Source organism: Lysinibacillus sp. FSL K6-4013 (genome assembly GCF_038630435.1).
GTDB lineage: Bacteria > Bacillota > Bacilli > Bacillales_A > Planococcaceae > Lysinibacillus > Lysinibacillus boronitolerans.
Genome location: NZ_CP152031.1, coordinates 1,399,103 through 1,425,616, shown reverse-complemented (window position 1 = coordinate 1,425,616; position 26,514 = coordinate 1,399,103). Strand labels below are relative to the sequence as shown.

General features: G+C 35.7%; 32 protein-coding genes. 17 read left to right on the top strand and 15 right to left on the bottom strand.

Features of this window, described 5'->3' with window-relative positions:
• Positions 1-116 precede the first annotated feature (116 nt).
• Both MHB39_RS06810 and MHB39_RS06805 read left to right on the top strand, forming a co-directional pair.
• On the top strand, positions 117-656 hold the full coding sequence (locus MHB39_RS06810; protein WP_036080020.1) for a transcriptional regulator: 540 nt from the start codon (positions 117-119) through the stop codon (positions 654-656).
• 32 nt (positions 657-688) lie between these two features.
• Positions 689-1,549, top strand: coding sequence for a YitT family protein (locus MHB39_RS06805; RefSeq protein ID WP_036080023.1), 861 nt, complete (start codon positions 689-691; stop codon positions 1,547-1,549).
• A gap of 40 nt (positions 1,550-1,589) precedes the next feature.
• Here the strand turns inward: MHB39_RS06805 and MHB39_RS06800 are convergent, their stop codons facing one another.
• Positions 1,590-2,756 carry a YbfB/YjiJ family MFS transporter gene (locus MHB39_RS06800; RefSeq protein ID WP_342546059.1) on the bottom strand — a complete coding sequence of 389 codons (1,167 nt, stop codon included), beginning with the start codon at positions 2,754-2,756 and terminating at the stop codon, positions 1,590-1,592.
• Between the two features lie 100 nt (positions 2,757-2,856).
• On the opposite strand from MHB39_RS06800, the gene MHB39_RS06795 reads away from it, so the two are divergent.
• Both MHB39_RS06795 and MHB39_RS06790 read left to right on the top strand, forming a co-directional pair.
• The gene (locus MHB39_RS06795) at positions 2,857-3,735 is read left to right on the top strand and encodes a LysR family transcriptional regulator (RefSeq protein WP_342546058.1); all 879 of its coding nucleotides are present in this window, start codon (positions 2,857-2,859) and stop codon (positions 3,733-3,735) included.
• A gap of 192 nt (positions 3,736-3,927) precedes the next feature.
• The gene (locus MHB39_RS06790; RefSeq protein ID WP_016994847.1) at positions 3,928-4,233 is read left to right on the top strand and encodes a hypothetical protein; all 306 of its coding nucleotides are present in this window, start codon (positions 3,928-3,930) and stop codon (positions 4,231-4,233) included.
• On the opposite strand, the gene MHB39_RS06785 is transcribed toward MHB39_RS06790, so the two are convergent.
• The 4 genes from MHB39_RS06785 to MHB39_RS06770 are packed head-to-tail and all read right to left on the bottom strand — an operon-like array spanning position 4,234 to position 7,646.
• Positions 4,234-5,748: an ATP-binding protein gene (locus MHB39_RS06785; protein ID WP_312125724.1), complete on the bottom strand. Its 1,515-nt coding sequence runs from the start codon at positions 5,746-5,748 to the stop codon at positions 4,234-4,236.
• Positions 5,732-6,433, bottom strand: coding sequence for a response regulator transcription factor (locus MHB39_RS06780; protein ID WP_016994848.1), 702 nt, complete (start codon positions 6,431-6,433; stop codon positions 5,732-5,734). The genes MHB39_RS06785 and MHB39_RS06780 overlap by 17 nt, the downstream gene beginning before the upstream one ends.
• A gap of 53 nt (positions 6,434-6,486) precedes the next feature.
• A complete protein-coding gene (locus MHB39_RS06775) occupies positions 6,487-7,074 on the bottom strand; it encodes a DedA family protein (protein WP_036080038.1) in 588 nt (195 codons plus the stop codon).
• The gene (locus MHB39_RS06770; protein ID WP_342546057.1) at positions 7,074-7,646 is read right to left on the bottom strand and encodes an rRNA adenine N-6-methyltransferase family protein; all 573 of its coding nucleotides are present in this window, start codon (positions 7,644-7,646) and stop codon (positions 7,074-7,076) included. The genes MHB39_RS06775 and MHB39_RS06770 overlap by 1 nt, the downstream gene beginning before the upstream one ends.
• Positions 7,647-8,021: 375 nt before the next feature.
• Here MHB39_RS06770 and MHB39_RS06765 point away from each other — a divergent pair, with 375 nt between their 5' ends.
• The 4 genes from MHB39_RS06765 (at position 8,022) to MHB39_RS06750 (ending at position 11,397) form a co-directional block, all read left to right on the top strand.
• Complete coding sequence (locus MHB39_RS06765; RefSeq protein ID WP_339280687.1) at positions 8,022-8,921, top strand: hypothetical protein; 900 nt, start codon at positions 8,022-8,024, stop codon at positions 8,919-8,921.
• A gap of 137 nt (positions 8,922-9,058) precedes the next feature.
• The gene (locus MHB39_RS06760) at positions 9,059-9,694 is read left to right on the top strand and encodes a TetR/AcrR family transcriptional regulator (protein ID WP_339280686.1); all 636 of its coding nucleotides are present in this window, start codon (positions 9,059-9,061) and stop codon (positions 9,692-9,694) included.
• A gap of 15 nt (positions 9,695-9,709) precedes the next feature.
• Complete coding sequence (locus MHB39_RS06755) at positions 9,710-10,603, top strand: ABC transporter ATP-binding protein (RefSeq protein ID WP_016993231.1); 894 nt, start codon at positions 9,710-9,712, stop codon at positions 10,601-10,603.
• On the top strand, positions 10,600-11,397 hold the full coding sequence (locus MHB39_RS06750) for an ABC transporter permease subunit (RefSeq protein WP_342546056.1): 798 nt from the start codon (positions 10,600-10,602) through the stop codon (positions 11,395-11,397). Before MHB39_RS06755 ends, MHB39_RS06750 begins: the two co-directional genes overlap by 4 nt.
• 39 nt (positions 11,398-11,436) lie before the next feature.
• On the opposite strand, the gene MHB39_RS06745 is transcribed toward MHB39_RS06750, so the two are convergent.
• Entirely contained in the window at positions 11,437-12,033 is a 597-nt protein-coding gene (locus MHB39_RS06745; RefSeq protein ID WP_342546055.1) for a TetR/AcrR family transcriptional regulator C-terminal domain-containing protein, read from the bottom strand.
• A gap of 116 nt (positions 12,034-12,149) precedes the next feature.
• Here MHB39_RS06745 and MHB39_RS06740 point away from each other — a divergent pair, with 116 nt between their 5' ends.
• From MHB39_RS06740 to MHB39_RS06720, 5 genes are all read left to right on the top strand, one after another.
• Positions 12,150-12,878: an ABC transporter ATP-binding protein gene (locus tag MHB39_RS06740; RefSeq protein ID WP_312125705.1), complete on the top strand. Its 729-nt coding sequence runs from the start codon at positions 12,150-12,152 to the stop codon at positions 12,876-12,878.
• Positions 12,875-13,894, top strand: a complete 1,020-nt coding sequence (locus tag MHB39_RS06735; RefSeq protein ID WP_342546054.1) for an ABC transporter permease — start codon at positions 12,875-12,877, stop codon at positions 13,892-13,894. Before MHB39_RS06740 ends, MHB39_RS06735 begins: the two co-directional genes overlap by 4 nt.
• A 155-nt stretch (positions 13,895-14,049) precedes the next feature.
• Positions 14,050-14,922 (top strand): ABC transporter ATP-binding protein, encoded by an 873-nt coding sequence (locus MHB39_RS06730; RefSeq protein WP_342546053.1) that lies wholly within the window; start codon positions 14,050-14,052, stop codon positions 14,920-14,922.
• An 18-nt stretch (positions 14,923-14,940) separates the two neighbouring features.
• Complete coding sequence (locus tag MHB39_RS06725) at positions 14,941-15,639, top strand: ABC transporter permease (protein WP_339280683.1); 699 nt, start codon at positions 14,941-14,943, stop codon at positions 15,637-15,639.
• A 32-nt stretch (positions 15,640-15,671) separates the two neighbouring features.
• The gene (locus MHB39_RS06720) at positions 15,672-16,391 is read left to right on the top strand and encodes a response regulator transcription factor (RefSeq protein WP_333005496.1); all 720 of its coding nucleotides are present in this window, start codon (positions 15,672-15,674) and stop codon (positions 16,389-16,391) included.
• A gap of 379 nt (positions 16,392-16,770) precedes the next feature.
• Here MHB39_RS06720 and MHB39_RS06715 read toward each other — a convergent pair whose 3' ends face one another.
• The 5 genes from MHB39_RS06715 to MHB39_RS06695 all read right to left on the bottom strand — a co-directional run bounded on the left by MHB39_RS06715 (position 16,771) and on the right by MHB39_RS06695 (position 19,949).
• The gene (locus tag MHB39_RS06715; protein WP_342546052.1) at positions 16,771-17,820 is read right to left on the bottom strand and encodes a hypothetical protein; all 1,050 of its coding nucleotides are present in this window, start codon (positions 17,818-17,820) and stop codon (positions 16,771-16,773) included.
• A 79-nt stretch (positions 17,821-17,899) separates the two neighbouring features.
• On the bottom strand, positions 17,900-18,241 hold the full coding sequence (locus MHB39_RS06710) for a hypothetical protein (protein WP_342546051.1): 342 nt from the start codon (positions 18,239-18,241) through the stop codon (positions 17,900-17,902).
• 68 nt (positions 18,242-18,309) lie between these two features.
• Positions 18,310-18,555, bottom strand: a complete 246-nt coding sequence (locus MHB39_RS06705; protein WP_339280679.1) for a hypothetical protein — start codon at positions 18,553-18,555, stop codon at positions 18,310-18,312.
• Positions 18,556-18,688: 133 nt separating this feature from the next.
• Entirely contained in the window at positions 18,689-19,093 is a 405-nt protein-coding gene (locus MHB39_RS06700) for a hypothetical protein (protein WP_342546050.1), read from the bottom strand.
• Between the two features lie 724 nt (positions 19,094-19,817).
• Positions 19,818-19,949: a hypothetical protein gene (locus tag MHB39_RS06695; RefSeq protein WP_339280677.1), complete on the bottom strand. Its 132-nt coding sequence runs from the start codon at positions 19,947-19,949 to the stop codon at positions 19,818-19,820.
• Between the two features lie 59 nt (positions 19,950-20,008).
• Here MHB39_RS06695 and MHB39_RS06690 point away from each other — a divergent pair, with 59 nt between their 5' ends.
• Complete coding sequence (locus MHB39_RS06690; RefSeq protein ID WP_342546049.1) at positions 20,009-21,079, top strand: ABC transporter permease; 1,071 nt, start codon at positions 20,009-20,011, stop codon at positions 21,077-21,079.
• A gap of 52 nt (positions 21,080-21,131) precedes the next feature.
• On the opposite strand, the gene MHB39_RS06685 is transcribed toward MHB39_RS06690, so the two are convergent.
• Positions 21,132-21,581 (bottom strand): DUF523 domain-containing protein, encoded by a 450-nt coding sequence (locus MHB39_RS06685; protein WP_342546048.1) that lies wholly within the window; start codon positions 21,579-21,581, stop codon positions 21,132-21,134.
• A gap of 84 nt (positions 21,582-21,665) precedes the next feature.
• Here MHB39_RS06685 and MHB39_RS06680 point away from each other — a divergent pair, with 84 nt between their 5' ends.
• Both MHB39_RS06680 and MHB39_RS06675 read left to right on the top strand, forming a co-directional pair.
• Entirely contained in the window at positions 21,666-22,211 is a 546-nt protein-coding gene (locus tag MHB39_RS06680) for a GrpB family protein (protein ID WP_036080072.1), read from the top strand.
• A gap of 19 nt (positions 22,212-22,230) precedes the next feature.
• Positions 22,231-22,716, top strand: coding sequence for an 8-oxo-dGTP diphosphatase (locus MHB39_RS06675; RefSeq protein ID WP_342546047.1), 486 nt, complete (start codon positions 22,231-22,233; stop codon positions 22,714-22,716).
• Positions 22,717-22,764: 48 nt separating this feature from the next.
• Here MHB39_RS06675 and MHB39_RS06670 read toward each other — a convergent pair whose 3' ends face one another.
• The 3 genes from MHB39_RS06670 to MHB39_RS06660 all read right to left on the bottom strand — a co-directional run bounded on the left by MHB39_RS06670 (position 22,765) and on the right by MHB39_RS06660 (position 25,404).
• Positions 22,765-23,280 (bottom strand): DUF6886 family protein, encoded by a 516-nt coding sequence (locus MHB39_RS06670; protein WP_016993220.1) that lies wholly within the window; start codon positions 23,278-23,280, stop codon positions 22,765-22,767.
• Positions 23,281-23,293: 13 nt separating this feature from the next.
• Positions 23,294-24,034, bottom strand: a complete 741-nt coding sequence (locus MHB39_RS06665; RefSeq protein ID WP_342546046.1) for a methyltransferase domain-containing protein — start codon at positions 24,032-24,034, stop codon at positions 23,294-23,296.
• 185 nt (positions 24,035-24,219) lie between these two features.
• Positions 24,220-25,404: a YbfB/YjiJ family MFS transporter gene (locus tag MHB39_RS06660; protein WP_342546045.1), complete on the bottom strand. Its 1,185-nt coding sequence runs from the start codon at positions 25,402-25,404 to the stop codon at positions 24,220-24,222.
• Positions 25,405-25,522: 118 nt separating this feature from the next.
• Between MHB39_RS06660 and MHB39_RS06655 the strand changes: the two genes are divergently transcribed.
• Entirely contained in the window at positions 25,523-26,413 is an 891-nt protein-coding gene (locus MHB39_RS06655; RefSeq protein ID WP_016993218.1) for a LysR family transcriptional regulator, read from the top strand.
• The last annotated feature ends 101 nt before the right edge of the window (positions 26,414-26,514 follow it).

Sequence of the window (26,514 nt, the reverse complement as noted above, 5' to 3'; positions counted from 1 at the left end):
TTTACTGTACATCTATAAAAAAACGCTATAGTATATTTTTTGATAATGTTCTCAAATTGATAACATTTGAATGCTTCCCTTGATACTATCTCATTTTCTGGTAGGAGGATCGGTTTATGCGTAATAAAGCAGAGGTATTAATGCACCCTGTGAGAATGAAAATTTTACAAGCTCTGATGCACAATAAAGAAGAGGGCTTAAGCACATTGGAGATGATTTCTGTCATTAAGGATGTACCACAAGCCACTCTATATCGTCATATCCAAATTTTAGTCGATGAAAACATCATAAAAATTGTGAAAGAGCGAAAAGTTCGTTCTGTTACAGAGAAGTTTTATGCATTAAATGAAGGAGCAGCAAAACTTAGTAAGGAGGATTGGACTCAACTCACAACCAAGCAAAAATTAAATTATATTTCCTACTATCAATTGGCTTTACTATCTCAATATCAAAATTATTTGCATTCACTTGATGAAAAAGAAAGCACGACAGATTTAGCAACATTTTCTTTAATCGACCTAACATTAACGAACGATCAATTCAAGAATTTTGAAAATGAATTAAACGATTTATTTACTAAATACTATAATATGACCGACTCAAATAAAGGTTTTGAGACTAAAACAATTGCTCTAAATATTATTCCAAAACCTTAGGTACTATTGACGTAAAGAAATGGAGAAGATTTATGAAAAAAAGAAAGTCACTAGAAAATACACGAAAATTAATTATGATCATTATTGGTGCTGTTATTGCCGCTTACGGACTAGAGGCAGTACTAATTCCTAATGCTGTCATTGATGGCGGTGTAACGGGTCTTAGTATTATGGGAGCACACCTCTTTGGTATCCCGTTAGGCGTACTGCTCTTTGTATTAAACATTCCGTTCATTTATATCGGCTATAAGCAAGTTGGAAAAACGTTTGCTTTAATGAGTAGTGCTGGTATTGCAGCTTTATCGATCTCGACAGTTCTTTTACATGACGTCAAAACCATTTTAGGCCCAAATGACCCCCTCCTAATTGTATTATCGGGTGGTATGCTGCTTGGTGTTGGGATTGGGATTGTCCTACGAAATGGTGGCGCTTTAGATGGCTCAGAGGTTTTAGCAGTATTATTATCACGTAAGATCCCATTTTCAGTCGGCGATATTATATTATTTATTAATGCCTTTATTTTCTTAGGGGCAAGCTTTATCTTTGGCTTAGAGAGTGCTCTTTACTCAGCGTTAACTTACTATATTGCCAAAAACGTCATTGATATTATCCAAGTTGGTTTAGAGAAATCAAAAGAAGTTCGTGTGGTTAGTGGAAAATCCGAGGAGATTGGAGACGCTATCCAAGCTCGTTTAGGACGTGGTGTTACCTATACACATGGGCGTGGCGGTTTCTCCAATGAACCAACAGAAATCTTAAACTGTGTCATTAACCGTATGGAAGAAAATAAATTAGTTTCGATCATTAAGGACATCGACGAAGGCGCTTTTGTTGTCATTTCTGATGTGTCAGAAGTTCGTGGTGGTAACTTTAAGAAACGAGATATCCATTAATTTCAAAGTAAGTAAGGCGCATCATGCCTTACTTACTTTTTTAGTTGCTTCTATCATATTTTACGCCACCTATTAAACATAATCCTCCCAGCATTACGACTAAGGAAGCCCCGACTAAGGCATACTGATAGCTATTTGTATAATTTGCAAGTGTTCCCGCAATGGATGGACCAATCATTTGTCCGAGTGCATAGCCAGCCGTTAAATAGCCTATCATTTGATGACTATTCACAGGTGCAATTTCCCTTGCTAATGTTGTACAAACAGTCGTGATTCCCATAAAGGTTGCCCCAAAAATAAAGGCACTCGTATAAAGAGTCGCCGAATTTGTAGCTAGCGCAGGTAAAACAATGCCTATCGCTTGCAGTAGCATAGAGATGAGCAAAATTTTCACATAGCCATAACGCTGTGCTAGCTTAGACCATACGATACATGAGGGAATTGCTGCAACACCCACAACAAACCATACAAAGGCGGCATCTCCATGAAAGCTTGTCGACTCCTGTGCAATCGATACTATAAATGTACCTGTGACAATATAGCCAAGCCCCTCTAAGCTATAAGCGATGATTAACCATTTCATCCAAGACCCAGGAAGCGTTTTCTGTGAAATAATTTTCTGGCTTTCTACTCGTTGTTTACTTTGTGGAATGGGTTTGATAAATAGCACTACCAAGACAAACATTACAATACAAAATAGAGCTAATACGACCCAAGTACCATTCCAATGGAAAATTGCTTGGATTGGTGAAACAATCACCGCACTTAATGCAATCCCTATCCCCACCCCACTATAGAACAGCCCTGATAGATGCATATGACTACTGCTGGCTAATTGGTCTAATACAAGGCTTGTTATAACAACAAAAATAAAAGCACTCATAACACCTGAGATAAACCGTAATATGTACCAAATGATGATTGCATTTGTAAAGCCCATGAAGGCTGTTGTTAAAATGCTGACAACAAGTGTAATTTGCAAAAAGAGAATACGTTTATTCCCTATTGGTAAACGGCCTGCCACCCAGGCGCCAACCAAGTAGCCTAAGTAATTACTCGTTGCTAAGTAACCTGCTGTTGATCGGCTAAATTCAAGAGCTTCTTGCATATAAGGTAAAATAACCGTATACGAAAAACGGCCGATGCCCATAGCGATTACTAAAGCAAAAATGCCCCCGATTAAATAGCGTACGGTTTGCTTGTGCATATTATCACTCCTTCTATTTCACTATATCGAATATCTAGGTATCATAAATAGACCCAATTCTTTATAATAAGTATCAATAAAATTGATAGCTGGAGGGCATATGAATATTAATGATTTAACGATTTTTCGAACCGTCGTCCAAACAGGTAGCTTTTCTAAAGCTGCCACAGCACTTAATTATACGCAATCCAACATCTCTATGAAAATACAAAGTCTTGAGGCACTCTACGAAACAACCTTTTTTTATCGTGGACATCGAGGGATACGGCTAACACCAAAAGGAGAACAATTTTATGAATTAGTCCTAAAAATGCTTCATCTCTATGAAAAGTCTTTTGAAGTCATGCAAGATACGGAGGAACAGCGAGGCGTTTTACGAATTGGTTCGATGGAAACAACTGCTGCATTGCATTTACCAACTCTTTTAACAACATTTCATCAAGCACATGAACAGGTGGATATCACGATACTAACAGGCCCTTCTCTGCACAATATTGAACGGGTAGAAAACTATGAACTAGATGGTGCATTTGTTACAGGACCTGTTTATAAAGAAAATATAATGATGAAAGAGTTTGTCTGTGAAGAGCTTGTTATTCTCACTTCTAGCAAGCATAAATCTATTAAGCATCTACAGGATTTAGAGGGAAGCACCATGATTACATTCCGCCATGGCTGTTCCTATCGAGTCATCTTGGAACATTGGTTACATGAAGAAGGGGTTCGACCACAAAATCGCATGGAGCTTGGTACGCTTGACGGTATTATTGGCTGTGTTGTTGCTGGGTTAGGTATTACCTTGCTACCACGTGCCATTGCGGAAAAATATATGGCAACACAAGCATTAACATTGCACAAGATAAAGAACAAGCAAGCACATATTCCTACATGGTTTATTTATCGTAAGGATGAAGTACAATCTCCCATTCTAACGCATTTTTTAGAAGCCATAGAAGCTTATGACTATCCAACGGTTTGAGGGTTCTATCCGTCAGTTTTGAAATTCTATCCGTCAATTTGGGGAATCTATCCGTCAGTTTAATAAAACTATCCTTCCCCTAATAAAAAAGCTGTTCAGCAGATTCTCCACTGAACAGCTTTTTCTCTGTTTTCTTTTGACGACTGCATGCATTTCCATTAGGCTGTAATTAGACACTGAAGGGAGTTTTCTATGGATATTTTTATCGCCAGTAACCGCCAATTACCGATCCGCTACTATGTGCAGGAAGCAATTTGGATTCGACGTGGTGGCAGTATGAAGCTGCCAGATTTAACACTGCCATTTTTCGTTGAGGTAGAGATTAAAAATCAATATAATTTACATATCATTGCAGATTATATTATGGACTTTCAACGACAATACAAGCAGACAGAAATCCAATTATTAGTCCGAAACACAGCTACCCTAGCAACCCTACAAGATATGCTTTCACAACATGTACAAACACAACATGCCATTAGTATTGTTCCATTGTAGTCAGTTATGAAGCGCTAATGGCAATGTGATAATAAAGTACAGTGTCTCGTTTTTGTATTTTGCGTGAATGGTTCCTCCGTGAAGCTCCACTATGCTTTTGGCTATTGCTAGTCCAAGCCCTGAACCCTCGGTTACATTTGTTCTCGATTGATCTTTTTTATAAAACCTCTCAAATAAACTAGCAAGCTCCACCGGTGTAAAGGCATCACTTTGATTCGCTACACAAATTCGCACATGGTTTGCTTGTCCTTCAAGGGAAACCATAATTTTTCCTTCAGCTGTACTATAATTGATCGCATTGATGAGTAGATTATCAAATACTCGTACAATCTTTTCCGAATCCAGTGCAGCAAAAATTCGTTTCTCTGGAAAATGTTTTATAAAAATGCGTTGTTTCTCTTCTGCTAATGGTACTAATTCCTCCATTAGTTGTTCAAGCAGCTCATTTACACAAACTTGTTGTCGCATTAAAGTATTTTTATCATTCGTGAGCTTAGTATATTCAAATAAATCGTCTATTAAATTTTTTAATTGCTCGGATTTAGAGAAGGCTATTTTCAAATATTCGTCATATTGCTCTTTCGTCTCATACTTCTCTTCTCTTAATAAACGCAAATAACCCATGATTGAGGTAAGAGGTGTTCTAAGGTCATGTGAAACATTTGTAATAAGCTCGTTTTTTTGTTGCTCAATTTTTCTCTCCATCTCGATACTTGTCATAATTTCTTCTGCCATTTGATTAACATTATCCGTTAGTAAAGCAATTTCATCCTGACCTTTTTTCTCAATACGAAAGGCTAAATTTCCTTTTGCGATTTCCATAACCCCCTCCGCTAATGCCTCAATTTGATTCATTTTCCGTTTTGTTATAGAGAAAAATGATACGATAAACAGCATAACCCCAATGAAAAAAGGGATGGGCCCTTCATTCGTACTTGTGATGGCTTCTCCTTGTGGAAGCCCACTAACAAAGAAATAATAATTTTTATCTTGTAAAGTTAGTGGCACTAATGTAGTAAATTCCTCCCGAGAAGTTTCGATTACATGATAGGCATTTTCAAAAGGTTGATTCATTGTAAAGCCCATGACATGTCTCATTTCTTCATGCAAATCGATTTGTTGCTCTTTTACCTGCTTTGTTTTATATAAGATCTTACCTGCCTCATCTGTCACGACAATTTTTAATGCATTGTCCTCATTTTCTATTTTTCCATTTTCTTGATCAATCAATTCTCTCAATGCTTCAACACTATTTTCTTGGGTTGCCAATTCTGCTGTATCCTGTGCATGATAATACATCATCTTCATACTGCCACTATAATCCACAATCACTGTTTCATTGATACTCTCAAAAAATGGCACAACCGCACGTGCCACTAAAAAGCTGCCAAGCGCACATAATAAAAACGTTGTAAATAGTTGAATACGAATGCTCCGCTGAATATTATTTTTTATTTTCGCACCAATATGCTTTAGAAATCTTGGGAATTTTAAAAGCCTAAAGATCTTTTTCAACTTTATACCCTACTCCCCATACGGTTTTAATATATTGAGGATTTCTTGGATTTGTCTCAATTCGCTCTCGAATTTTTCGAATATGTACCATTACAGTATTTTCCGATTGAAATGCCCCCTCTTTCCAAACTTTTTCATAAATTTGCTCTGCACTCATGACGATGCCTGGATTACTAACAAGCAACTCCAATATAGCAAACTCTCTAGGTGTCAGCTTCACTCTTTCATTGTTAACAAAAACTTCATGTGTCGCTGTATTGATACGTAAATCACCCACTTCTTTCTCCTCATTATTAGTACTATTTATACCACTCATTTTCAAATAGCGACGAAGCTGTGATTTAATACGGGCAATCAGCTCTAACGGATTAAAGGGCTTTGTTACATAATCATCGGCACCTATCGTTAAACCAACAATCTTATCCATATCTTGAGATTTCGCAGTCAGCATAATAATCGGCATTTCTGCTATTTCTCTTACCTTCATACACATTTCAATGCCATCTACTTTAGGCATCATTAAATCCAATACAATTAAATGTACTTTATGCATCTTTACTAACTGTAAGCCCTCTTCTCCATCACAGGCCTCTAACACATGAAAACCCTCGTTTTTCAAATAAATGGAAATCAGATTTCTTATCTCTTTTTCATCATCTACAATTAAAATTGTTTCATTACTCATCTAATCCCACCATTAATCAAATATTTTCCATTCATAATGTTCCTCTATTTTATCTATTTTTTTATTTTCCGTATATAAAAATAATAAATACAGCTAATAGTGACGAGGAATAACCCAAAGTAAATACCATATTTCGTTGCAATCATAGAAAAATATTCAATTTGACTGCCAAATAATAAACCTAGTGTAAAATAAATCAATGTCCAGACAAAGCCTGTTGTATAGGAAAATAAAGCATATGTTCTAAAAGGCATCTTATTCATTCCCACCAAGTAAGGGAGGATATGTCGAACAATTGGAATAAAGTAACTCAGGACTAATGCAAAGTGTCCATATTGATCTAACAATTCTTTTGACTTGGATAAGTACTTTGCCTTTTTCTTTTTCACAAGTTTATCGAGTACACGATGACCAAATAGTTTTCCAAGAATAAACCCTAGAGAAAGCCCTGAAACAACGCCTAAATAAGTAAGTAAGAAAGACTTCCATATGACCAATTTTCCTAGCGACGATAGAAAACCACCACTCATGACAATCATTTCATCTGGTAGCGGCATGCCTATGATTCCTAGCCATAAACTAAAAAACAAAGCAAAATAGCCATATTGTTCAATAAATAATAAAAGATCCTGTAGCTCCATTAGCTGACCCTCGTATCTCCTAGCCTACAGCTCAATACATAGGCTGGTGGCATATTGAGCCATACTTTCTCATGTGAAATATCCTGAAAATAGGTATGAAAAAATGACTTTTTCACAAGTGAATATTGGAAAGTAATGAATTTTCCATTGTCCAAACAATCCTTCACATTTCTTAAAACACAACATGATACTTCTGCCTTCAACGATGTAAATGGCAGTCCAGAAATAACATAATCTATTTTTTCGATATTCAAGTCCTTCAAATATTGCTTCAAATTTTCTGCTGAGCCATGGATCACTACAACATTGGCTACATGAGCAAATTGCCTACGTAGTTTCTCACAAAAAATCGTATTATGTTCAATGAGAACAAGCAATGTAGCTGGCTTTTTTCTTTTCACAAGCTCCTTTGTAAAAGCCCCCATCCCTGGGCCGAGCTCTATAATGCATTGAGCCGTTTCAAAGCAAATAGGTTGCACCATTTTATATGCTAATTTCTTAGAACTAGGTGATATGGCGCCAATTGTTTTTGGATGCTTTATAAATTCAGTAAGGAAGGTAATAAGCTGCATTTCGTTGTCTCCTCGCTTTGCTTTCTTTATTGATGGTTCTAACTATAAAGAGACTTTCTTAAAGATTTGCAAGGAGAATTCTTAACTTTTTCTTAATAATTGACATTATTTAGCTAGTAGATCAACACGATCTCATATGGTGAAAAGCAAAATATCTTTTATCTATAAAAAATAAATTGTAAAGGACGGTAAATCTTCTGTATCAACTTCCTCCTGAACATCAGTACCATTTCCCTTAAGATTCATAAAAGATTAAAAGGTCTTCGTTCTAATGACTATTTCCTACATAAAATAGGCATACAATTGCTGCCAATCGAATAGAAACCTATATAGGGAACATTTAGTCATGGGAAAAATAAAGTGGGGTGTGTAAGGATGCTTAAAGTAAATGATGCAAAAGAAATGGTACTTGAAATTGTGCAAGATGACCCATTGTTTGTGGCACTACAACATACGCCTTTAGAGGAAAACCTTTATAATGATGGGTATTTAGCAGAGATCGATGAATCGAAACACTATACAATTGCAGAAGTTGCGGGCTGGTTTGATATTACAGACGCCATGCTGCGCTACTATTTAAAACCGTTTGAACAGTATATTTTTGACAATGCTTCGCCCAATACAAATAGTAATATTCGTTTAAACCTACCTGCTATCTTGAGATTGCGCATGATTTTATTATTGAAGGATGAGTATCGTGTGAGGGGGATTAAATTATTGCTAGGTATTGATGATAACGGTCAGCTGCTGAAACACCAAATTACGGCAACGACCATGGATTCTGAGGATTTATCACATAAAATTGACTTGCTTGGAAACGTCCTACAGCAGATGATTCAAACAGGTCTTTTTCAAATTTTGCCGAATGAAGAGCAAGGGACATTACAAGTTAACATTAATCAGGACTTTCTTGACAAAAACATTCAACGTTTTTCGAACAATTCTGTCCTTCAAGTGGAAGAAATTCAAAAAGAAACGTTGGAACTAAAGCAGGAAAATGAACATCTCCAAAAGCAAATTACCGAGCTACAAGAGAATAGCGTGAAGGACATTGTACAAAAGATTAGAGAGCGTCATATAGAAAATGAAATCGTCTCCACATTACGTACAGAAGCATTACAGCAATACTCCCAACAAAATAAAATCGGTTTTTTCACCAAATTTTTTAAGTCCGCACAAATTGAAATGGACAAAGAGCAATACGTTCTCAGCTATATTTCAAAGCATCTAGAAGAACGTCTAGAAATTGCATTGAACGATTATTATGATAAGTAAACTAGAGCAATGGAGAGCATGAGTGAGACTATTGGAAATGGTCACAATCATGTTCTTTTTTATTTTTCCAAATTGCATTGACCACAGTAGTCAATTTCAATATAATGGCATAAAATATGACGAAAAGGAGTAAAAAATTGTACCAAGCTTTTATGAATTTAGCAGAAGATAAACGTCAAGCAATCATTAATGCTGCCTTAAAGGAATTTTCAATCAATCACTATGCTACCGCTTCAACAAATAGAATTGTGAGCAATGCCAGAATTTCAAAAGGCATTTTATATCACTATTTTGGTAGCAAAAAAAATTTGTATCTTTTCTTATATGACTATACAACTACTATATTTTCCGAGGCACTTAATCGCCAAATTGATTTAGCAGAGCCTGATATTTTTAAGCGTTATCAACAGATTATGAAAATTAAAGTTGATCTCATGAAGCAATATCATGCTCTGTTTGATTTTTTGAAAAAGACCTATGCTGAAACAAGCTCTGAAGTACGAGATGAACTAAATCATTATAATGCCACTATTCAAAAAAATGCTTATGCAACGGCGTTTGAAGGAATTGATACTAGTTTATTCCGAGAAAATTTGGATATAAAAAAGGCAATCGATACTATTCAATGGGTAACAGATGGCATCAGTCATCGTTATGAGGAAAGATTAAAAGCGCATGTAGATAATCAAGAGCTCTTTAACGAATTAATCGAGCAATGCATGGAAGAGGCTAGTGAATATTTTCTATTTTTGAAAACATTATTGTATCAATAAAATGGGGTGAGTGACATGTCCATGATTGAAGTAAACCATTTAACCAAAAAGTTTGGCGATTTTTATAGTATACAAAATGTTCATCTACAAATTCCAAAGGGAGAAGTGTTCGGTTTTTTAGGACCAAATGGGGCAGGAAAGTCCACAACCATTCGCCATTTAATGGGTTTTTTACAGCCAACTGAGGGCTCTTGCTTCATTAACGGTTTAAATTGTCGGGAAGCATCTGCAACCATTCAACAGTTTGTTGGCTATTTACCTGGAGAAATTGCGTTTATTGATAAAATGACCGGGAAGCAATTTATTCACTTTATTGCTCAGTTAAGAGGTATGAACGATTACACGCATGCTGAGAAATTAATGCATTTCTTTGAATTAGATGCTTCTAGGCTCATAAAGAAAATGTCGAAAGGTATGAAGCAGAAGGTTGGCTTAGTTTGTGCCTTCATGCATCATCCCGAAATTGTCATTTTAGATGAACCTACTAGTGGTTTAGACCCGCTCATGCAAACAAAATTTATTGAATTCATTTTAGCTGAAAAGGACAAAGGAACGACCATTTTCATGTCCTCCCATATGATTGAAGAAGTAGAGAAAACTTGTGATCGTGTAGCGATTATTAATGCAGGTAAAATCGTGGCGACTGAAACCATTACAGATTTAAAGAAACGTAAATCTAAAAAATACATGCTTGAGTTTCAAGATGAGCAAGAGCTCACTCGCTTCCTTGATGAGGAATATGTACTCGAACGAATCTCTTCTACCAAAGTTATGATTACTATAACTGGAGACCTTCAAGCATTTCTTCATACTCTATCTAACTATAAAATTATAGATTTAGACGTTATTTCCCAATCACTAGAAGATATTTTTATGCATTATTACGAAAATGGAGGTGCTCAATCATGAATTTTACCTTATTCAAGCATGAGCTATTTGCCTCTCTTAAACTATTTATCATTATTCTAGCTGTGCTAATGCTATATATTATCAGTGTGATTTACATGTATAACCCAGAAATGACGGACACGCTAAAAAAATTAACGGAAACAATGCCTGAGATGATGGCAGCCTTTGGTATGACCAGCATTGGCGATACCTTGATAGAATTTCTCTCCACCTATTTATATGGATTTTTATTCATGATTCTACCTATGGTATTTTCTATCATGTTAGCCAATAAGCTCATCATGGGCTATATTGATAATGGTTCAATGGCATACTTAATCGCTACACCGAATACACGCTTTAAAATTGTCCTTACACAAGCACTATTTTTGATTATTAGTCTTTTTACATTACTTGCCGTTACTACGTTGGTCATGATTGTCTTTGCAGAAGTATTATTCCCTAATGAGCTGGACATAACGGCCCTACTGCTGCTAAATTTCGGGCTATTTTTATTGCACTTTGCCATTAGTGGATTCTGTTTTCTTATGTCTTGCAGCACGAAAGATTTAAGAACATCCTATGCCTATAGTGCTGGCATTCCCATTGCCTTTTATCTGATTGAGGCACTGAGCAATATGGGTGGTTCATTAGACAAATTACAATACTTTACAATTTATTCATTGTTCGATTCCGTTCAATTAATCCAACAAGATAGCTCTTGCTGGTGGTTGCTAGGTATTCTTTTACTCATTGGCTTGCTTTGCTATAGTTTAGCGATTTGTTTTTTTGTAAAACGTGATTTATATCTATAATTTCTAACGCTACAGCGCTAGGGCTGTAGCGGTTTTTCATTAAATAGTACCTACTACATTTCCTAAAAAACGTATTAATCGAAAATGTAGCGCGACCATTTCTTCTACCGTTAAGTTCTCGTTCCCCTTGTCTAACCACTCCTGGATGACCCCTAAAATGGCTGATGCTATAAAGGCTTGTAAATATTGCTGAAACTCTGGATCTTGTGCTTCCTTGCGTATAAGGGATAATCTGTCCAAAATATGATTCCCAAAGACCATTTTCACCTTTTGTGTAAAGCTAGGACTCCCCTGCTCTCCTAATAACATACGAAAAGCTGGTGCATGCTCTTTTATACACGTTATTACCTTGATAAATGGCTGATAGAGTTGCCCCATTTTTAACGTTTGAAAAGCATCCAACGGCTGAACATGTTTGACATAGCGTTCTAACTCCATTAATAGCTCTTGCTGCAAATCCTCCATCACATCATATTTATCCGAATAATGTAAGTAAAACGTACCACGATTGATTTCAGCTACTAACGCTAAATTTTTTACAGTCACACGCTCAAAGCCTACCTCCTCTACTTGTTGGATAAAAGCATTTTTAATGGCTTGCTTCGTTTCAAAATTCATTTTCTCATGTACAGACACCTATTTCCCTCCATTTACTTAACACTTGCTGGCAAACTGTTGATTGTATTTGCTCACATGCTACCGTAAAATTTTTATCAAATCAACATTGTGTTCAGTGAAGGAGTGAGGACCATATGGGCAACCAGGCAATCTCTATTAAATCTCTCGAAAAACGATTTCAACATAAGCAAGTAATTGCCCCCCTATCTTTGGATGTTCCTAAGGGACAGTTAATGGGCTTACTCGGTCCGTCAGGCTGTGGTAAAACAACACTCATCAAAATGATTATGGGAATGCTGAAACCTGATAGTGGTACTATTCAAGTGTTAGATTTGACTGTTCCTCATAAGCAATTATTAAATGATATTGGCTATATGGCACAATCAGATGCACTTTATACAGATTTAACTGGGGAAGAAAATCTACATTTTTTTGCAAAGCTTTATTCATTATCCAAGACGGAACGAATAGAAAGAGTAGCCTATGCGGCAAGACTCGTTCGTTTAACTGATGACTTACAACTTAAAGTGGAAAATTATTCAGGGGGAATGAAACGTCGCTTATCTCTTGCTATTGCCCTTATACAAAATCCTAAACTACTCATTTTGGATGAACCCACGGTGGGGATAGATCCTGTCTTAAAAAAGGAAATTTGGCAGGAACTTATTCGTTTAAAAGAGCAAGAACAAAAAACCATATTAGTGACGACGCATGCGATGGATGAAGCGGAAAGATGTGATCAATTGGCCATGCTGAGAAGTGGACATATTATTGCACAGGGTACCCCACAAGAGTTAAAAGATCATTATCAAGCAAAAGACTTTGATGAAGTGTTTGTAAAAGCTGGAGGTGAGGTTCAATGAGAATAGGTGCTATCGTCACAAGAATCATCCAACAAATGAAAAGAGATAAACGGACTCTTGCTTTATTATTTTTAGCCCCACTTCTTGTCTTGTCCCTAATGTCTTTTATTTTCAATAGTAACGAGGCTTCTTCTGTTACACTTGTGATCTCTAATGCGCCCGCCCCATTGATCGACAAATTGAAAGAGACTGATTTTATAATTATCGAGGACAATGCTTTTTCTAAAAAACAGCTACAAGATAAAGAGTATGATGGTTGGCTAGCAATAGAGCAAAATGCTAGTAAGTTAACTTTATTAAATGATGATCCTTCCCTGGCAAAGGCATTAGCAATGCAACTGGCACAAGTTTTACAACCTTCACAAGCTGCTATGGGCAGTTTTGAAACAGACTATGTTTATGGTGATGAAGATACAGCCATTTTCGATATTTTTAGTCCTATGCTAATTGGTTTCTTCGTGTTCTTCTTTGTCTTTTTAATTACGGGCATTGCCTTATTAAAGGAGCGTACTTCAGGAACATTGGAGCGTTTACTGGCGACACCGATTAAACGCTCAGAAATTGTAGCAGGCTATATGGTTGGCTATGGTTTATTTGCGTTCCTGCAAACAATTATTATTGTCCTGTTTGGTATTTATGTGCTCGATATTGTCCATGTTGGCTCCATCTGGCTTGTCCTGCTTATTAATATGATGGTCGCTCTTGTATCGTTATCCTTAGGTGCGTTGCTATCTAGCTTTGCCGCTTCAGAATTTCAAATGATGCAATATATTCCGCTTGTTATTGTTCCTCAAGTGTTCTTTTCGGGTATTTTCCCGCTCGATAGTATGGCGGAATGGCTTCAAAATATTGGACGTATCATGCCTCTATACTATGCTGCGGACGCATTGAATGGTGTAATGTATAAAGGTTATTCACTTCCTGATATTATAGTGAATCTCAGCATTCTTGCTTGTTTCGCCATTGTTTTCATTACATTAAATATGATCAGTTTAAAAAAATATCGTTCTTTGTAATCAAACCTTAAAAGTTCTGCTATTTGAGAAGCAGAGCTTTTTTATGTAATTGAAATGACTAAAAACAGGAAATATAACCAATTTAATTGAAGTGAATGGTGGATTTTCATTATAATGATTTTGTGGTGAAGAATTAACCTAAAAGGTGTGTGAAGATGACAACTATTTTGGAAGTACAAAACATCTGTAAACAATATAATGGGAAAAAAATTTTAGAGAATGTATCGTTTTCAATTGCGTCCAATCAAATCATTGCTCTAGTGGGGAAAAATGGTTCTGGAAAAAGCACTTTACTCAAGATTATTGCATCATTCATTAAACCAGACAGTGGTTCTATTGTGAAGCATAAAACGTCTTTAAAAGTTGGCTATGTACCAGAAACAACTCCTTCTCATATTTTATTTACCCCTCAAGAATATCTTTATCACATGGGCTGTATACGAGGTATGGCTAAAAAGCAGCTTTTACAGAAGATAGAAGAATTACTTGAAATGTTTCAGCTAAAAGAGGAAAAAAATACAAGGATTATCCATTTCTCTAAAGGAATGAAGCAAAAGGTAATGATTATGCAGGCGATGCTAGAAGAAACTGATCTACTGATAATGGATGAACCATTGTCAGGACTTGATGCCAAGGCACAAAATGATTTCGAACAAATCTTAGCTAGAGTAAGAAGCAAAGGACTAAGTATCCTCTTAACCTGTCATGAAACCAAATTACTCGAAAACCTTGTAGACTCCGTTTTACTTATTCAAGAGAATGCGATCATTCAGATAAAAGAATTCGATAGTAGCCCAACTCATCGATTAATTTTTGAGATTGCTAGCCTATCATTACTCGATGAACTCATACCTTCTATGGATATTCAACAAAAACAACTTTTAGTGAATGGACATTATGAAATAGTGACGATTGTTCCAGCAAAGGATTCAGATCAAATTTTACTGAAATTATTACAACAAAATGCTTCAATTAAATATTTAGCTACTGTCCACCACAAAAAAGAACAATTCTCTTCTCATTTTTGAAAGGAGGAATCGAAAAAGATGAGCAGTTTATTGCGCTATCAATTGATAAATTATTTAAGAACCTATCACTACGTTCCACCTTTTACAATCTTCATTCTATGTCTTATCGTTAATTATACTTTTGTCCCTAATCCAATATTAGATAGCTATTCATTTACATCACTTTTGCTCTTTTTTTTAATGGGCTGGTTTACTGTTACATTATTTCATGCTGAAGATGAAGGACAAAAAATGATTACTACCCTTCATACGAAAAAAAAAATAGACTACAATTTAGGGATATTCATTATTTGTGGTCTACTCGCCTTTAGCCTAAGCTGTGTTTCTGTCATCTACCCAATTTTAATAGAGGCATTTTTTGAGAAGCCCAAACTATTACATATTTTACTAGGTTTCTTGTCTCATTTCAGTTTATCGTTACTTGCCATTGCACTCACTGCTTTATTTACTAGGGAACTCGTGAAAAATAGACGAAATACGTGGTGGGGTGTAATAGGCATCCTTATTATTTCTGTCGCTATCGCTACTTTAAAGGATTCTATTCTAACTGGACTACTTTGGTTACTTCCACCTCTTCATTTTTCATTAGAAATGATGAGTGTTGGCGATCAAATTGACGTTATACCCAACGTTTTTTACTGGCAATACGCATGGATTATAATTTATGCATTCCTTATCATTGTTTTGTTTTTTTTCCTAGTCAACCGAAGAAAATGATTGAGACATCTTACTGAGGAGAGATAGTATGTATGCGCAACAGGAACATCAAAGTACTAATTGTTGAAGACGAAAATGATATAGCTAATATTATAAAGGACTACTTAAGTGTTAATCAGTTCGATTCACATATTGTGCGAACAGGTCATGAGGCAATCCATTATTTGCAAGAAACTAAACCTGATTTCATTATCCTTGATCTTTCTCTACCAGATTGTGATGGCATTGAATTATGTCGTAAAATCCGTGAAAATAGCAATGTTGCCATTCTTATTTTAAGTGCTCGAGGAAGTGATACAGATAAAGTACTGGGATTAGGCTTTGGAGCAGATGATTATATGACAAAACCATTCTCTTTAAGTGAACTTGTCGCAAGAATAAACGCTCATTTACGAAGACAAGATAGATGGCTTCAGGATAATGGTGGTCATAGAGGCGTAGATGTAATTCATATAGATAATATGGTCATAAATAAACAGGAATATATTTTTTTACGCGATAGCAAGCCAATACCACTATCTGCAAAAGAGTTTGAACTACTATTTTTCCTAGCTAAAAATAGAAACCAAGTTTTCTCTAAAGGTCAGTTACTTGATGCCGTTTGGGGTTATGAGACCTATGGAGATGAAAATACAATTACGGTTTATATTAGAAGACTTCGTGAAAAAATTGAAGTCAACCCTTCTCATCCAGTTTATCTTCAAACGGTTTGGGGAGTCGGTTATAAATTCAGTACAACCAATCACTCATAGGAGAATCAAATGTACCTAAAAAATTGGATGAATAAATGGGTATGGGCCCTAGTAATCTGTATCCCTCTTTCTGATATTTTCTTTTTGGTTAATGAATAAACCCTTTCTTATTACTTATAAGTATGCCATATTTTCCCAATATATACAACCACCTTTTAATATGAAATAATTTTAGGTAACTATAGTGCTGAACCTTATGAAAAGCTGTGCAATAAAAAAAGAAAACCTCGCTATAGAAACAATAGTGTAAAGACTACAAAATAGAGTCCTTTTTACACCTTGAATTATCTAAAGCGGGGTTTTCCCGTTAGTATCTTATATGTAATTTGATACTTGTATTTTAACATTAACTTTTGAGCTAGGCAATGGAAATTAGTTTTTAACCATGACGTTTAATTAGATCACTTGGAATATATTTAAATGTTATAAATTTTTCAGCACTTCTCATATAAAAAATCATACTTCCAAAAAACTGTTCTTTTGCATTTAATGCATTTACTAAAACATTAGGTCTATTAAAAACATATTGTTTTATTAATTCTGGTAAATAAAATTTAAATATTAGTTCATCGAATCTATTATCAAATAAACGTATTTCCCACATCTCTGGTTCGTCGTCATACCAATTGATTCTAACTTCAAATGTTGATTTTCCAACGTTTCCTATAAAACTTCTAAACAAATCAGGAGATGATGGCTTTATCAAAATTGAAAATGGTGAATTAATAGAAGCTAAGTATAGATCGCCATATTCATCTATTATTTTAAAGAAAGGCTCTAAAAAATAATCTAACCACTCAAATTTTTCATCTTCATTTCCAGTACCCATTAACCTATCATTAAACAATCTATAACGAATGTACTCCCTTACTTCATTTAAGGAAATTCTATGTGCTTTCATCCAATCCAATAGGTTTTGAGCAATCTCATCAATTATATGTAATAAATCGTAATATTCACTACCTCCCAAATCAATGAGAGTTATTTTATACGCAATAGCTAGTCTGATAGCATTTTCTGAAAAACCACTTGTTGAAAAAATAGCATAGTGATAATTAAAGCGTTGTATTAATAATTCATCACCGTTTAAATCTATTGTTTGGTAATTTGCATTTAAATCTGTAAGAATACCAATTCCAGATCGTACAACATCAATGCCGGTTTTTTTATGTCTAAACTTAGCTTCTACAAATAGTCTTACTGGATAATTAAACGGAATTGAAATAGGAAATTGACCTAATACATCAGCTTGATGCGTACCGCCTCGACCTTTAATGTTCAATCCATTCCCTTGTGATACAAATTCCGGGTATTTGTCCCTGTCATTTAGCACATCTTTATTTATTAATGTATATCCGCTGTTTTCTAATAACTTTGATAAAGCTTCCTCTAATAAAAATCCTTTAAGTGCTGAAATTGAAACGACCATTTTATATTCTCCAATGTTTGTTAATTAGTTAAATTATAATGCATTTATAGGACTGTTACAGGAAAAATTATCAACCCAACTATGACCATCCTATGTCATCTTTAATGTTTTCTAAAGTTGTTATATATGCATTCAAATCTTCTAACCTGTTTCTATATTTTCTCTTTTTCTTTTCACTTGTATTTGTATCTTCAACTATAAATTCTAATCTGTATTTAGTTGCAACTAAAAATGGCATTAGTTTATTTATTTGGAACAGTATATCTTCCTCAAATTCCTCATCAACCTCTACAAATTGTTGACTTTTATCGTCAAACGTAGCCTCTAAATAGGTAGCGCTAATACCACCAGCTTGTTCTACACCCTTTTCATATGCTTGTTTTATATCGCGATATGAACTTTGTTTTACTGTTGTTGACATACAGAATCACCACCTTTTTGCTTGTCATAAAAAAAAAGCCCTCAATCGAGGACTCTTATCAACCTTTATTAAAGTACATTAGCGAATTTGTCATAATCTAAAACAGTTTCGGGTATTTCTCCAGTTACCATAAGGTCTCTAAGGTTTGAAAGGGTAATAGAAACAGACATATCAAGTAAATCTTCTTCAAACTCTTCATGTACTTCGAAAGGCACATTCAATATACGGTAAGTCGTACCGTTATGTTCCCATTCAAAAACATCTTTACGGATATTTGGCTCGCTAATAATAGCTACCTCCTCTGTAGTTACCATTCCACATTCACCCCTATTATGAATTCATTTTTGTTCTCAGCTTTTTTTCTACGCTAGAGTTGCTGCTAATCCTAATTCTTACCTATTATATGTGATTCTATACCCTTGGAGAAGGTAATTCAAGCCTATTTACTTAAAACTTTTCAAAATTGGCCTTATAAAATGCCAACAGTTTTCTTTTGTTTTCATCCCCTTCTCCAATAGTGTTCACTGTGTGAGTGTCTATTGCGTCTGCAAAATAGACTGTGATAATTAACACCTCTGTATGCTTTCTTTTAACAATAAAACTGATGGGGATTTCAAACTCTTCAGGATCTGATAAGGAATACATAGTGTATGATAATTGAGCGTATCCTTTGAATAGTGCTTTCTTAACTTGATCAGTATGTATAAGTTTGTCCACTAAGTATTCATTATTGTGCGCTACTCCATCTGGGGTTCTTTGAAAAAGCTGTTTCAAAGCGTGGGGAAGCACCTTAACCAATTTCAGAGCGATAAGCTGTTTAGCGGTCTTAGCGTTGACAACCTGTTTTTTCAAGTCTACTACTACATTCTATTGGTCTATTGTTAGTTCATTTTGTAATGGAATGCCAGTCTGTATCATTTTAAGCTCTGTTTTGGTAAACCTTAAAGCAATGTTTTTAATTTCCCTTTTTTGGTCTTCCTCAAAGTCTATAATGTCAGAGAATGTAATTTTACTCTTATCACTAAAGTAAATCTCGAAGGTATTATTCAATATTAAGCCACCTCTCATAGTACTGCTATTGTGAGAATTATAACATAGTAGCACGTGACTATGGTGGTGGGAATCTGGATAAATTATCTAATTGCGTATTCAGAATTTTAATATAGTAGAAAACGCAAAGAAATATTTATCGTGGGTAATTTCCGTTTATACTACACTTGATTATTTAACACTTAAACGCAAAGTGACAGGACATAAATAACTTTAAATAAACAAAGAAGCGGTTGTATAGATACTAACCGCTTCTTATCTTTTTATGATGTTTTTCATACAGTACACTCTTCTCTTTCAGCAAGAGACATTAACTTTTGATGGTCTTCTTTGACTCTTAAATACCAGCTATCATATAAATCGAATTTTGGTACATTAAAATACAGAAAAATTTTGTAGAACAACTGGTGACTGCAGTGACCACCTTCAACAAATAGCTTCCAATCAGTTAAATTACAGTCTAATTTTTCACATAGTTCTGCTACAGTAAACCCTAATTCTTCTCTTAAACAATTAACAACATGTCTCAAGTTATAAGGGGATCCATAATGGTTTTTAAATAATTTTCTAAGTCATTTACTTGTCGATTTAATATCGCTTCCTGTTGAACAAGTTGATTGAACCCATTCATAACCTCTTCAAAATCCACACTACTCAAATATTTTTCTCCAAGTTTAGAACTACCATAATCCATGAGATTATAGTTCCATTCTTGTTATGGCACTTACTTCCATTACGTCAGCCATACTTGTCTTTAGTGTAGTCATATTAAATAGTTTTACTTCCATCAAAGAAACATCTCCTTCATGGGGATATGATGCCTCACATGTAGTAGTAACTGTATCTAATAAAGAAACCTTTACAAAACAACAATTTGAAGATTTTTTAATGGCTGATGAACGGGTTAAAGATCATGCATGGCTTGATCAATTCACAGGAGTCCTCCCTAATGACAGCCATCCCCCTTTAAATATTAATGTCAATGTGATTGAGGGTAGTTTTGATGCCGCTGGCTATGTGACATTGTCTGGCCGTAATCCAAACAGTAAGAACGAAATTGCGATTGGGCTCAATGTTGCTCGCGCTTTAAATAAAAATATAGGCGATATTGTAGAAGTTTATCTTGAGGGGAAACCGCATTTTCTTATTGTGACCGGAATCTATCAATCGATAGCAAATATGTCGAATTCAGCAAGGATTACAGCAGATGTTATTAAAGTGAATAACACAACCTACACTACTTCAGAAGTAAGTATGATTAATCTATTAGATGAAACAGTCGCTACGCCATTCGTTGAGGATGTAAATACGCACTTTAAAAGTTCTGTATCAGCTGTCACACAACAGCTATTATTAGATGCCGTCTTTAAAGAAGTCGTGGCAGTTTTAGTCATTCCCCTTTCAATCGTTGGTATTTTATTTATCATCGTAACCTGCATCATTATTTTTAGTGTATCACGAATTAATGTTAGAAAAGAAAGTAGCACGTATGGCATTTATAAATCCATTGGCATGACCTCTACAAATATTAGATGGTCGATTACAATAGGTATTTTAATTCTATCCATAATGGGTGCATTAGCAGGAATCTTTATCGGGATAAAATTAATTCCTCTAGCTCTTCAGTCGATTATTTTAGATTATGGCTTACGCGAACTACCGCTTATTATAAACTGGCCAACAAGTATCGGTATAAGCTTTGTAAGTGTGATAGCTGCCATTTTTGGCGGCTGGATTTCGACCAATGTCATTGCTAAAACGTCACCTCGCATATTAATTGTTGAATAATTAAATTTGGCCCCTACTAGTTTAGGGGCCTCTTCTTTAATGTTAGTATTAACTATTCAAAAAAATTCTCTTCAGATAGCACGACAATATTGTTTCTTCGAAGCAATGCCGTAGTTACTCCTTCGCCAGCTAATTTTGTTCCATTAAACGCACCGTTATAAATCTTTGCACTGCCACAGGATGGGCTATATTCCTTTAAAATGACATGAGTTGCCCCTACCTCAAGCGCTTTTTGTAAAGTTGCATAGGCTCCCTTCAGATATAAATCTGTGACATCTCGTCCAGAACTTTCAACCACTGTTGCGTGGCCATCAAGTACATCTTGTCCATTGCCACCTACAATTTCAGCAGGTTCACGAGGCGTTGAAAAGCCTCCCATCAGCTCTGGGCAAACCGTGACAGCTTTTTTTTCTAACACAAGCTTTTGTATTTTTTCATCTAGACTGTTTGTGCCATTATAACGAACATTTAAACCTGCTAAGCAAGCACTTATTAAAATCATCGTTTTCTCACTCCCTCTACTATCTTTATTTCACTATAACACGCGTGCTACACTATTTTTATGAAGATTAAGGGAGGAGATAAAATGCCTGATCCTATTTTGATTTTACCTTATACAGATGAGTGGGCTAAGGAATTTCATAGCATAGGCTGTCAATTACGGGAGGCCTTAGGAAACATAGCGCTGAGAATTGATCATATTGGCTCAACCGCTGTAACAGGATTAGCAGCAAAGCCTGTAATTGATATACAAATATCCGTCACATCGTTTACACCATTAGCAGCATTTAAAGCTCCATTAGAATCTCTAGGTTTTAGTTATCGAGCAGAAAATCCAGACAAGTCTAAACGCTATTTTCGAGAGGCTCCAGGAGATAGACGAGTACATATTCATGTTCGACAGGCTGGTAGTTGGGCAGAGCAGCTAGCCTTATTATTTCGAGATTTTTTGCGCTGTCATCCAGATTACTGTCGTCGCTATGAGCAGGTAAAATATGAATTGGCTAAGAAATACCAACATAATCGTCAACTTTATACAAAATCTAAAGAATCAATCATATGGGAAATTTTAAAACAAGCAAATCATTGGAGTCAGCAGACTGGCTGGTCTCCTGCCAATTCAGATAACTAAAGAAAAAGGAGGAACAAACTTGGCTGAATTTACAATTTGTTTTCTGAAGAAGGGTGATTATATCCTTTTATTGAATAGAGATAAGCCTCAGTGGATGGGCGCATGGAATGGTGTTGGTGGCAAAATTGAACAGGATGAAACACCATTAGCTGGTGCCTTGCGAGAAATTAAAGAAGAAACAGGCATTACGGTTGAGGATATTACCTATAAGGGTAAGATTACCTGGACAGATGGCGTTGTGAACTATGGCTGTATGTATGCGTTTATAGCGGAACTACCTGAATCTTTTACATTTGAAACACCGATAAAGTTTGCTGAGGGCATTCTTGATTGGAAGGAGCTTACTTGGATTTTCCACCCTGAAAATGTAGGTATTGCGGACTTAAAATATTATTTACCTACCATGCTCAATGAAACAGCAAACTATGATTATATTTTTACATATCAAGATAAGAAATTAGTCAATATCTCTTCCGCACCAATTGAACAAACATCTACTGTCTAATAAAAAATAAGCCTCGTTCATGCAATAGGTGCATAACGAGGCTTGTTTTTAGAATCTTGGTTGTGCAAAGCGCATTCTGCACATTGACCAATTTAAGCTTGTATTTTGGATGTCATCATGTATTTCCCATAAGCTATCCACGATTCGCAATTCAACATTGCGCTCCAATAATGCTTTAGCTATATCATTGATCTCTGAGACATCGATGGGCATTTGTGTTATTTCACTCGTATAATAGCCCGCAATATCATCCTGTAAAGTGAATCCATTACTATCAAACTCATATAGGTAAAGACTTGTAGTTTTCAATACTTCCAACCACTTGTTTTCTATGACTACTACATGTGAAGCTTGAGGTAGATATTGCTGTCTGTCCTGCTCTGTTGTTTGATCTCCTGCATGGAAGCAAACACGCGGACAATCTCTAGGCGTTAAATAGTTTGGCAGGCATCTTTCGTTGATTGCCCATACTAGCCCTTTTTTGGCATCTAAATCTGGTCGCTCAGGCAGTCGAGGATGAAAAGTCATAATAGTAGGGTCTTCACTGACATGAAATAAACGCATGGTTACTTCTCCTTTATTTCCTTAATTTAAAAACAATAAAATTTGCACTATGCAAATCTTCCACAAATTGAGGATACTTCTTTAGCATGTCTTGTGATGGCTTGGGCTCTACAATAGTCTCAATAGTAAATCCAGCTTGCCTAATTGCTTGCACATAGCTTGTTAATGTTCGATGGTATAGAACGATTGGTGGGTCAGCATCTAGCTGGTGATACTCCCCTTCATAAAAATAACGTTGGACTTTCCAATACTGTTGATCTAGCTGCTCATGTCTCATCCATCCACTATTAGGTGTTACAAAGCATGGGTGTAAAATCGAAAAAATAAAAGTGCGATTAGGTTTTAATAATCGATACATCTCACATAGAGCAGCCTGATAATCCTCTAAATCTTGGAGAACCATATTTGAAACAATACCATCAAATTGTTCATCTGCTAAAAATGATAAATTTTCACAATTGCCTTGTGAAAATTGAATAGCTTCTTGCTGTTGTGTTCTTTCCATAGCAATGTCTAGCATTTTTTGTGAAAAATCAACGGCTGTTACTCTTGCACCCTTATTTACTAGTAATCTGCTTAAATAGCCTTCTCCACATCCTGCATCTAATAGATGCTTTCCATCTACCTCTCCTAGCAAAGGAAAGATAGTGGGATTTAACAGTACAACACGATGAATGTCACCCTGCTCATCGTAGTTTGCTGTATACCTTTCCGCATATCGATTCCAGCGTTGAATGGCTTGTTCTGTGTTCATATAAAGTCCCCATTTCAAAGTAAAATCGTAACGTTACGTCCTTTGTGCACTTGTCTATTTTTCCATATAAAGAAAAAAATATATAGACTTTTATTTTATTTTTTAATATCATGTAGATAGAGGCACGGCTTCTTTAAGTAAATGATAAAGTCAGAAATCCAAATAGGATTTCTGGCTTTTATGCGTTATATAGAAATTGTCTGTTCAGCAACAGCTTCTTTTTTTACAGTGAGCCATCTACCAATTACCATAACGAGCAATGCAAGAAACACAATGACACCAGCAAATACAAGTGCTGCTTTATAGCTGCTATAAACTTCAACCAGTTTTCCCGCGACGATCGGTCCGATAATTTGTCCAAAAGCATAAAAGGTTGTTAATAAAGATACAACGAATCCACTCTGTGTCGGGAAAAGCTGTCGTGCATAGGAAGTAGTTAGCGTAACAATTCCTACAAAGGTTAGACCGAATAAAAACGATGCTAGTAAAACGCTCCATACCGTTTGTGCAAAAACAGGTAATAGGATACCAACCACTTGCAGTATGTACGCCACAAACAAAATTTTTATAGCTGAAAACTTCTCTAATAAGACCGTCCAAACAGGAGCTGATGGAATAGCCGCTAGCCCCACAATGACCCAGCTATAGGAGGAGTAAGCTTGAAGAGAAGGAATATTATGAATAATATCGACTAAAAAAGTACCTGTAATAATATAGCCTAACCCCTCTAAGCCATAGGATAAAATCAGCCATGGCATAAAACCCTTTGTCATTTTTGTATCAAGAGATTTCGTAACTTTTGTGCTGTCCTGCACCACTAAACTTCTCCATAAATAAGAGGTAATAAATAAAAAATTCGCTGATAAAATTCCTAAGCCTAACCATGCACCCTGCCAAGCAAATCTTGCTTCTATAGCAGGTACACATAAACCTGAAATAGCAATCCCTAAGCCTATTCCACTAAATACATAGCCAGACCATCGTGATAATGAATGCTTCGCCAAGTAATCCATAATAATACTCGATGTTAACACAAAAATAAGGCCCCCTGTAATGCCAGCAATTAAACGCAGAACTAGCCAGACACTATACACTTCTATTAAGCCCATTAATAGAACAGATAGGACATTGGTAACAACACTTGCCATTAAAACGTTTTTACGTTGACGATAAATGAACCCTGCCCATAATGCGCCAATGAAATAACCAATATAATTGCTTGAAGCTAAAAAACCAGCCACTTCCAATGAAAATCCTACATCATGACGCATAAAGGGAAGAATTGGTGTGAAGGCAAATCGACTAATCCCCATTGCAACAACTAATAATAAAATTCCTCCTAAGACAATTCCTATATGTTGTCGATTCATGATGAACCCCCCTCTCATATTATTCTACTGTAATTAAAAGGATACAGAGCGCAAATTAATAAATCTAATATATAATGTATATAAAAGCATAAAAAAAATTTATGAAAGGTGTAACGACATGAATTTACATGCTCTACGTTTATTTACAAAGGTGGCTGAACTCAATAGTGTTTCCAAAGCGGCACAGACGCTTATGATTAGTCAGCCTGCTGTAACCATTCAAATTCGAAATTTAGAGAAAGAACTAGGCTTGACATTGCTAGAAGCCAAAGGTAGGGGCATTTCGCTAACACAAAATGGTACTTTTTTATACAAACAGGCACAGCGCTTATTTGATCTAGAAACTGATATTGAAAATAAAGTTGAACAGCTTAAAAATACGGGCAATGAAGAACTGCAAATTGCCTCCACACATGTTCCCTCTCATTTTTTACTACCTAAATGGTTAGCTCAATTTAAACAAGTTTATCCAGCAACACATATTCATTTAAAGACCGCCAATTCCCAGCAAGTAATTGAGGATTTACTCCATTATAAAGCTGATTTAGCTTTTATCGTCAAAGAAGATGGACATCATGCTGATATTAATTATCAATTTCTAATGAATTTGGATTATTGGTTTATTGTGCCGTACAATCATCATCTGGCAGGTCAAATAGTATCCCTTGCAGAACTTATGCAGCAGCCCTTCGTCACAAGGGAGGATGGTAGTTCCACAAAAGAATACTTAAATGCCCTATGTAAAGTGCATAAAATTCCTCCACCGAAAGTAGGTTTACAACTAGACGGGATTAATGAATCCATACATGCCATTGCAGCAGGTTTTGGTACAATGCTAGCACCATCCATCGCAGCTTCTAGCTTTATTCTACAGCAGCAAGTTGCCCGCGTTTTTATTAAGGACATTGATATCCAACGACCGATCTACCTTTGTACAAGAAAAAATGAATTGCATCACTCCACATCCTTTAATAATTTTCTTCACATCATCAATGAATCGATCATGTAGAAAGAAGGCACTCTCAAATAGGTGCCTTCTTTTGTTATCTATCAACGCTTGTCAAAGCTGTAAAAATGTAGTTAAAAAGGTTCATATATTTCTTTAGTCAC

What these genes read in the sequence shown, in the direction of transcription:
- MHB39_RS06755 (WP_016993231.1), top strand. Translation starts at nt 9,710, where the DNA reads ATGTCCATGATTGAAGTAAACCATTTAACCAAAAAGTTTGGCGATTTT.
- MHB39_RS06790 (WP_016994847.1), top strand. Translation starts at nt 3,928, where the DNA reads ATGGATATTTTTATCGCCAGTAACCGCCAATTACCGATCCGCTACTAT.
- MHB39_RS06735 (WP_342546054.1), top strand. Translation starts at nt 12,875, where the DNA reads ATGAGAATAGGTGCTATCGTCACAAGAATCATCCAACAAATGAAAAGA.
- MHB39_RS06725 (WP_339280683.1), top strand. Translation starts at nt 14,941, where the DNA reads ATGAGCAGTTTATTGCGCTATCAATTGATAAATTATTTAAGAACCTAT.
- MHB39_RS06685 (WP_342546048.1), bottom strand. Translation starts at nt 21,581, where the DNA reads ATGATTTTAATAAGTGCTTGCTTAGCAGGTTTAAATGTTCGTTATAAT.
- MHB39_RS06660 (WP_342546045.1), bottom strand. Translation starts at nt 25,404, where the DNA reads ATGAATCGACAACATATAGGAATTGTCTTAGGAGGAATTTTATTATTA.
- MHB39_RS06710 (WP_342546051.1), bottom strand. Translation starts at nt 18,241, where the DNA reads ATGTCAACAACAGTAAAACAAAGTTCATATCGCGATATAAAACAAGCA.
- MHB39_RS06670 (WP_016993220.1), bottom strand. Translation starts at nt 23,280, where the DNA reads ATGCGTTTATTTCATGTCAGTGAAGACCCTACTATTATGACTTTTCAT.
- MHB39_RS06705 (WP_339280679.1), bottom strand. Translation starts at nt 18,555, where the DNA reads ATGGTAACTACAGAGGAGGTAGCTATTATTAGCGAGCCAAATATCCGT.
- MHB39_RS06690 (WP_342546049.1), top strand. Translation starts at nt 20,009, where the DNA reads ATGGCACTTACTTCCATTACGTCAGCCATACTTGTCTTTAGTGTAGTC.
- MHB39_RS06765 (WP_339280687.1), top strand. Translation starts at nt 8,022, where the DNA reads ATGCTTAAAGTAAATGATGCAAAAGAAATGGTACTTGAAATTGTGCAA.
- MHB39_RS06805 (WP_036080023.1), top strand. Translation starts at nt 689, where the DNA reads ATGAAAAAAAGAAAGTCACTAGAAAATACACGAAAATTAATTATGATC.
- MHB39_RS06770 (WP_342546057.1), bottom strand. Translation starts at nt 7,646, where the DNA reads ATGCAGCTTATTACCTTCCTTACTGAATTTATAAAGCATCCAAAAACA.
- MHB39_RS06750 (WP_342546056.1), top strand. Translation starts at nt 10,600, where the DNA reads ATGAATTTTACCTTATTCAAGCATGAGCTATTTGCCTCTCTTAAACTA.
- MHB39_RS06795 (WP_342546058.1), top strand. Translation starts at nt 2,857, where the DNA reads ATGAATATTAATGATTTAACGATTTTTCGAACCGTCGTCCAAACAGGT.
- MHB39_RS06730 (WP_342546053.1), top strand. Translation starts at nt 14,050, where the DNA reads ATGACAACTATTTTGGAAGTACAAAACATCTGTAAACAATATAATGGG.
- MHB39_RS06665 (WP_342546046.1), bottom strand. Translation starts at nt 24,034, where the DNA reads ATGAACACAGAACAAGCCATTCAACGCTGGAATCGATATGCGGAAAGG.
- MHB39_RS06810 (WP_036080020.1), top strand. Translation starts at nt 117, where the DNA reads ATGCGTAATAAAGCAGAGGTATTAATGCACCCTGTGAGAATGAAAATT.
- MHB39_RS06740 (WP_312125705.1), top strand. Translation starts at nt 12,150, where the DNA reads ATGGGCAACCAGGCAATCTCTATTAAATCTCTCGAAAAACGATTTCAA.
- MHB39_RS06655 (WP_016993218.1), top strand. Translation starts at nt 25,523, where the DNA reads ATGAATTTACATGCTCTACGTTTATTTACAAAGGTGGCTGAACTCAAT.
- MHB39_RS06680 (WP_036080072.1), top strand. Translation starts at nt 21,666, where the DNA reads ATGCCTGATCCTATTTTGATTTTACCTTATACAGATGAGTGGGCTAAG.
- MHB39_RS06775 (WP_036080038.1), bottom strand. Translation starts at nt 7,074, where the DNA reads ATGGAGCTACAGGATCTTTTATTATTTATTGAACAATATGGCTATTTT.
- MHB39_RS06800 (WP_342546059.1), bottom strand. Translation starts at nt 2,756, where the DNA reads ATGCACAAGCAAACCGTACGCTATTTAATCGGGGGCATTTTTGCTTTA.
- MHB39_RS06720 (WP_333005496.1), top strand. Translation starts at nt 15,672, where the DNA reads ATGCGCAACAGGAACATCAAAGTACTAATTGTTGAAGACGAAAATGAT.
- MHB39_RS06715 (WP_342546052.1), bottom strand. Translation starts at nt 17,820, where the DNA reads ATGGTCGTTTCAATTTCAGCACTTAAAGGATTTTTATTAGAGGAAGCT.
- MHB39_RS06780 (WP_016994848.1), bottom strand. Translation starts at nt 6,433, where the DNA reads ATGAGTAATGAAACAATTTTAATTGTAGATGATGAAAAAGAGATAAGA.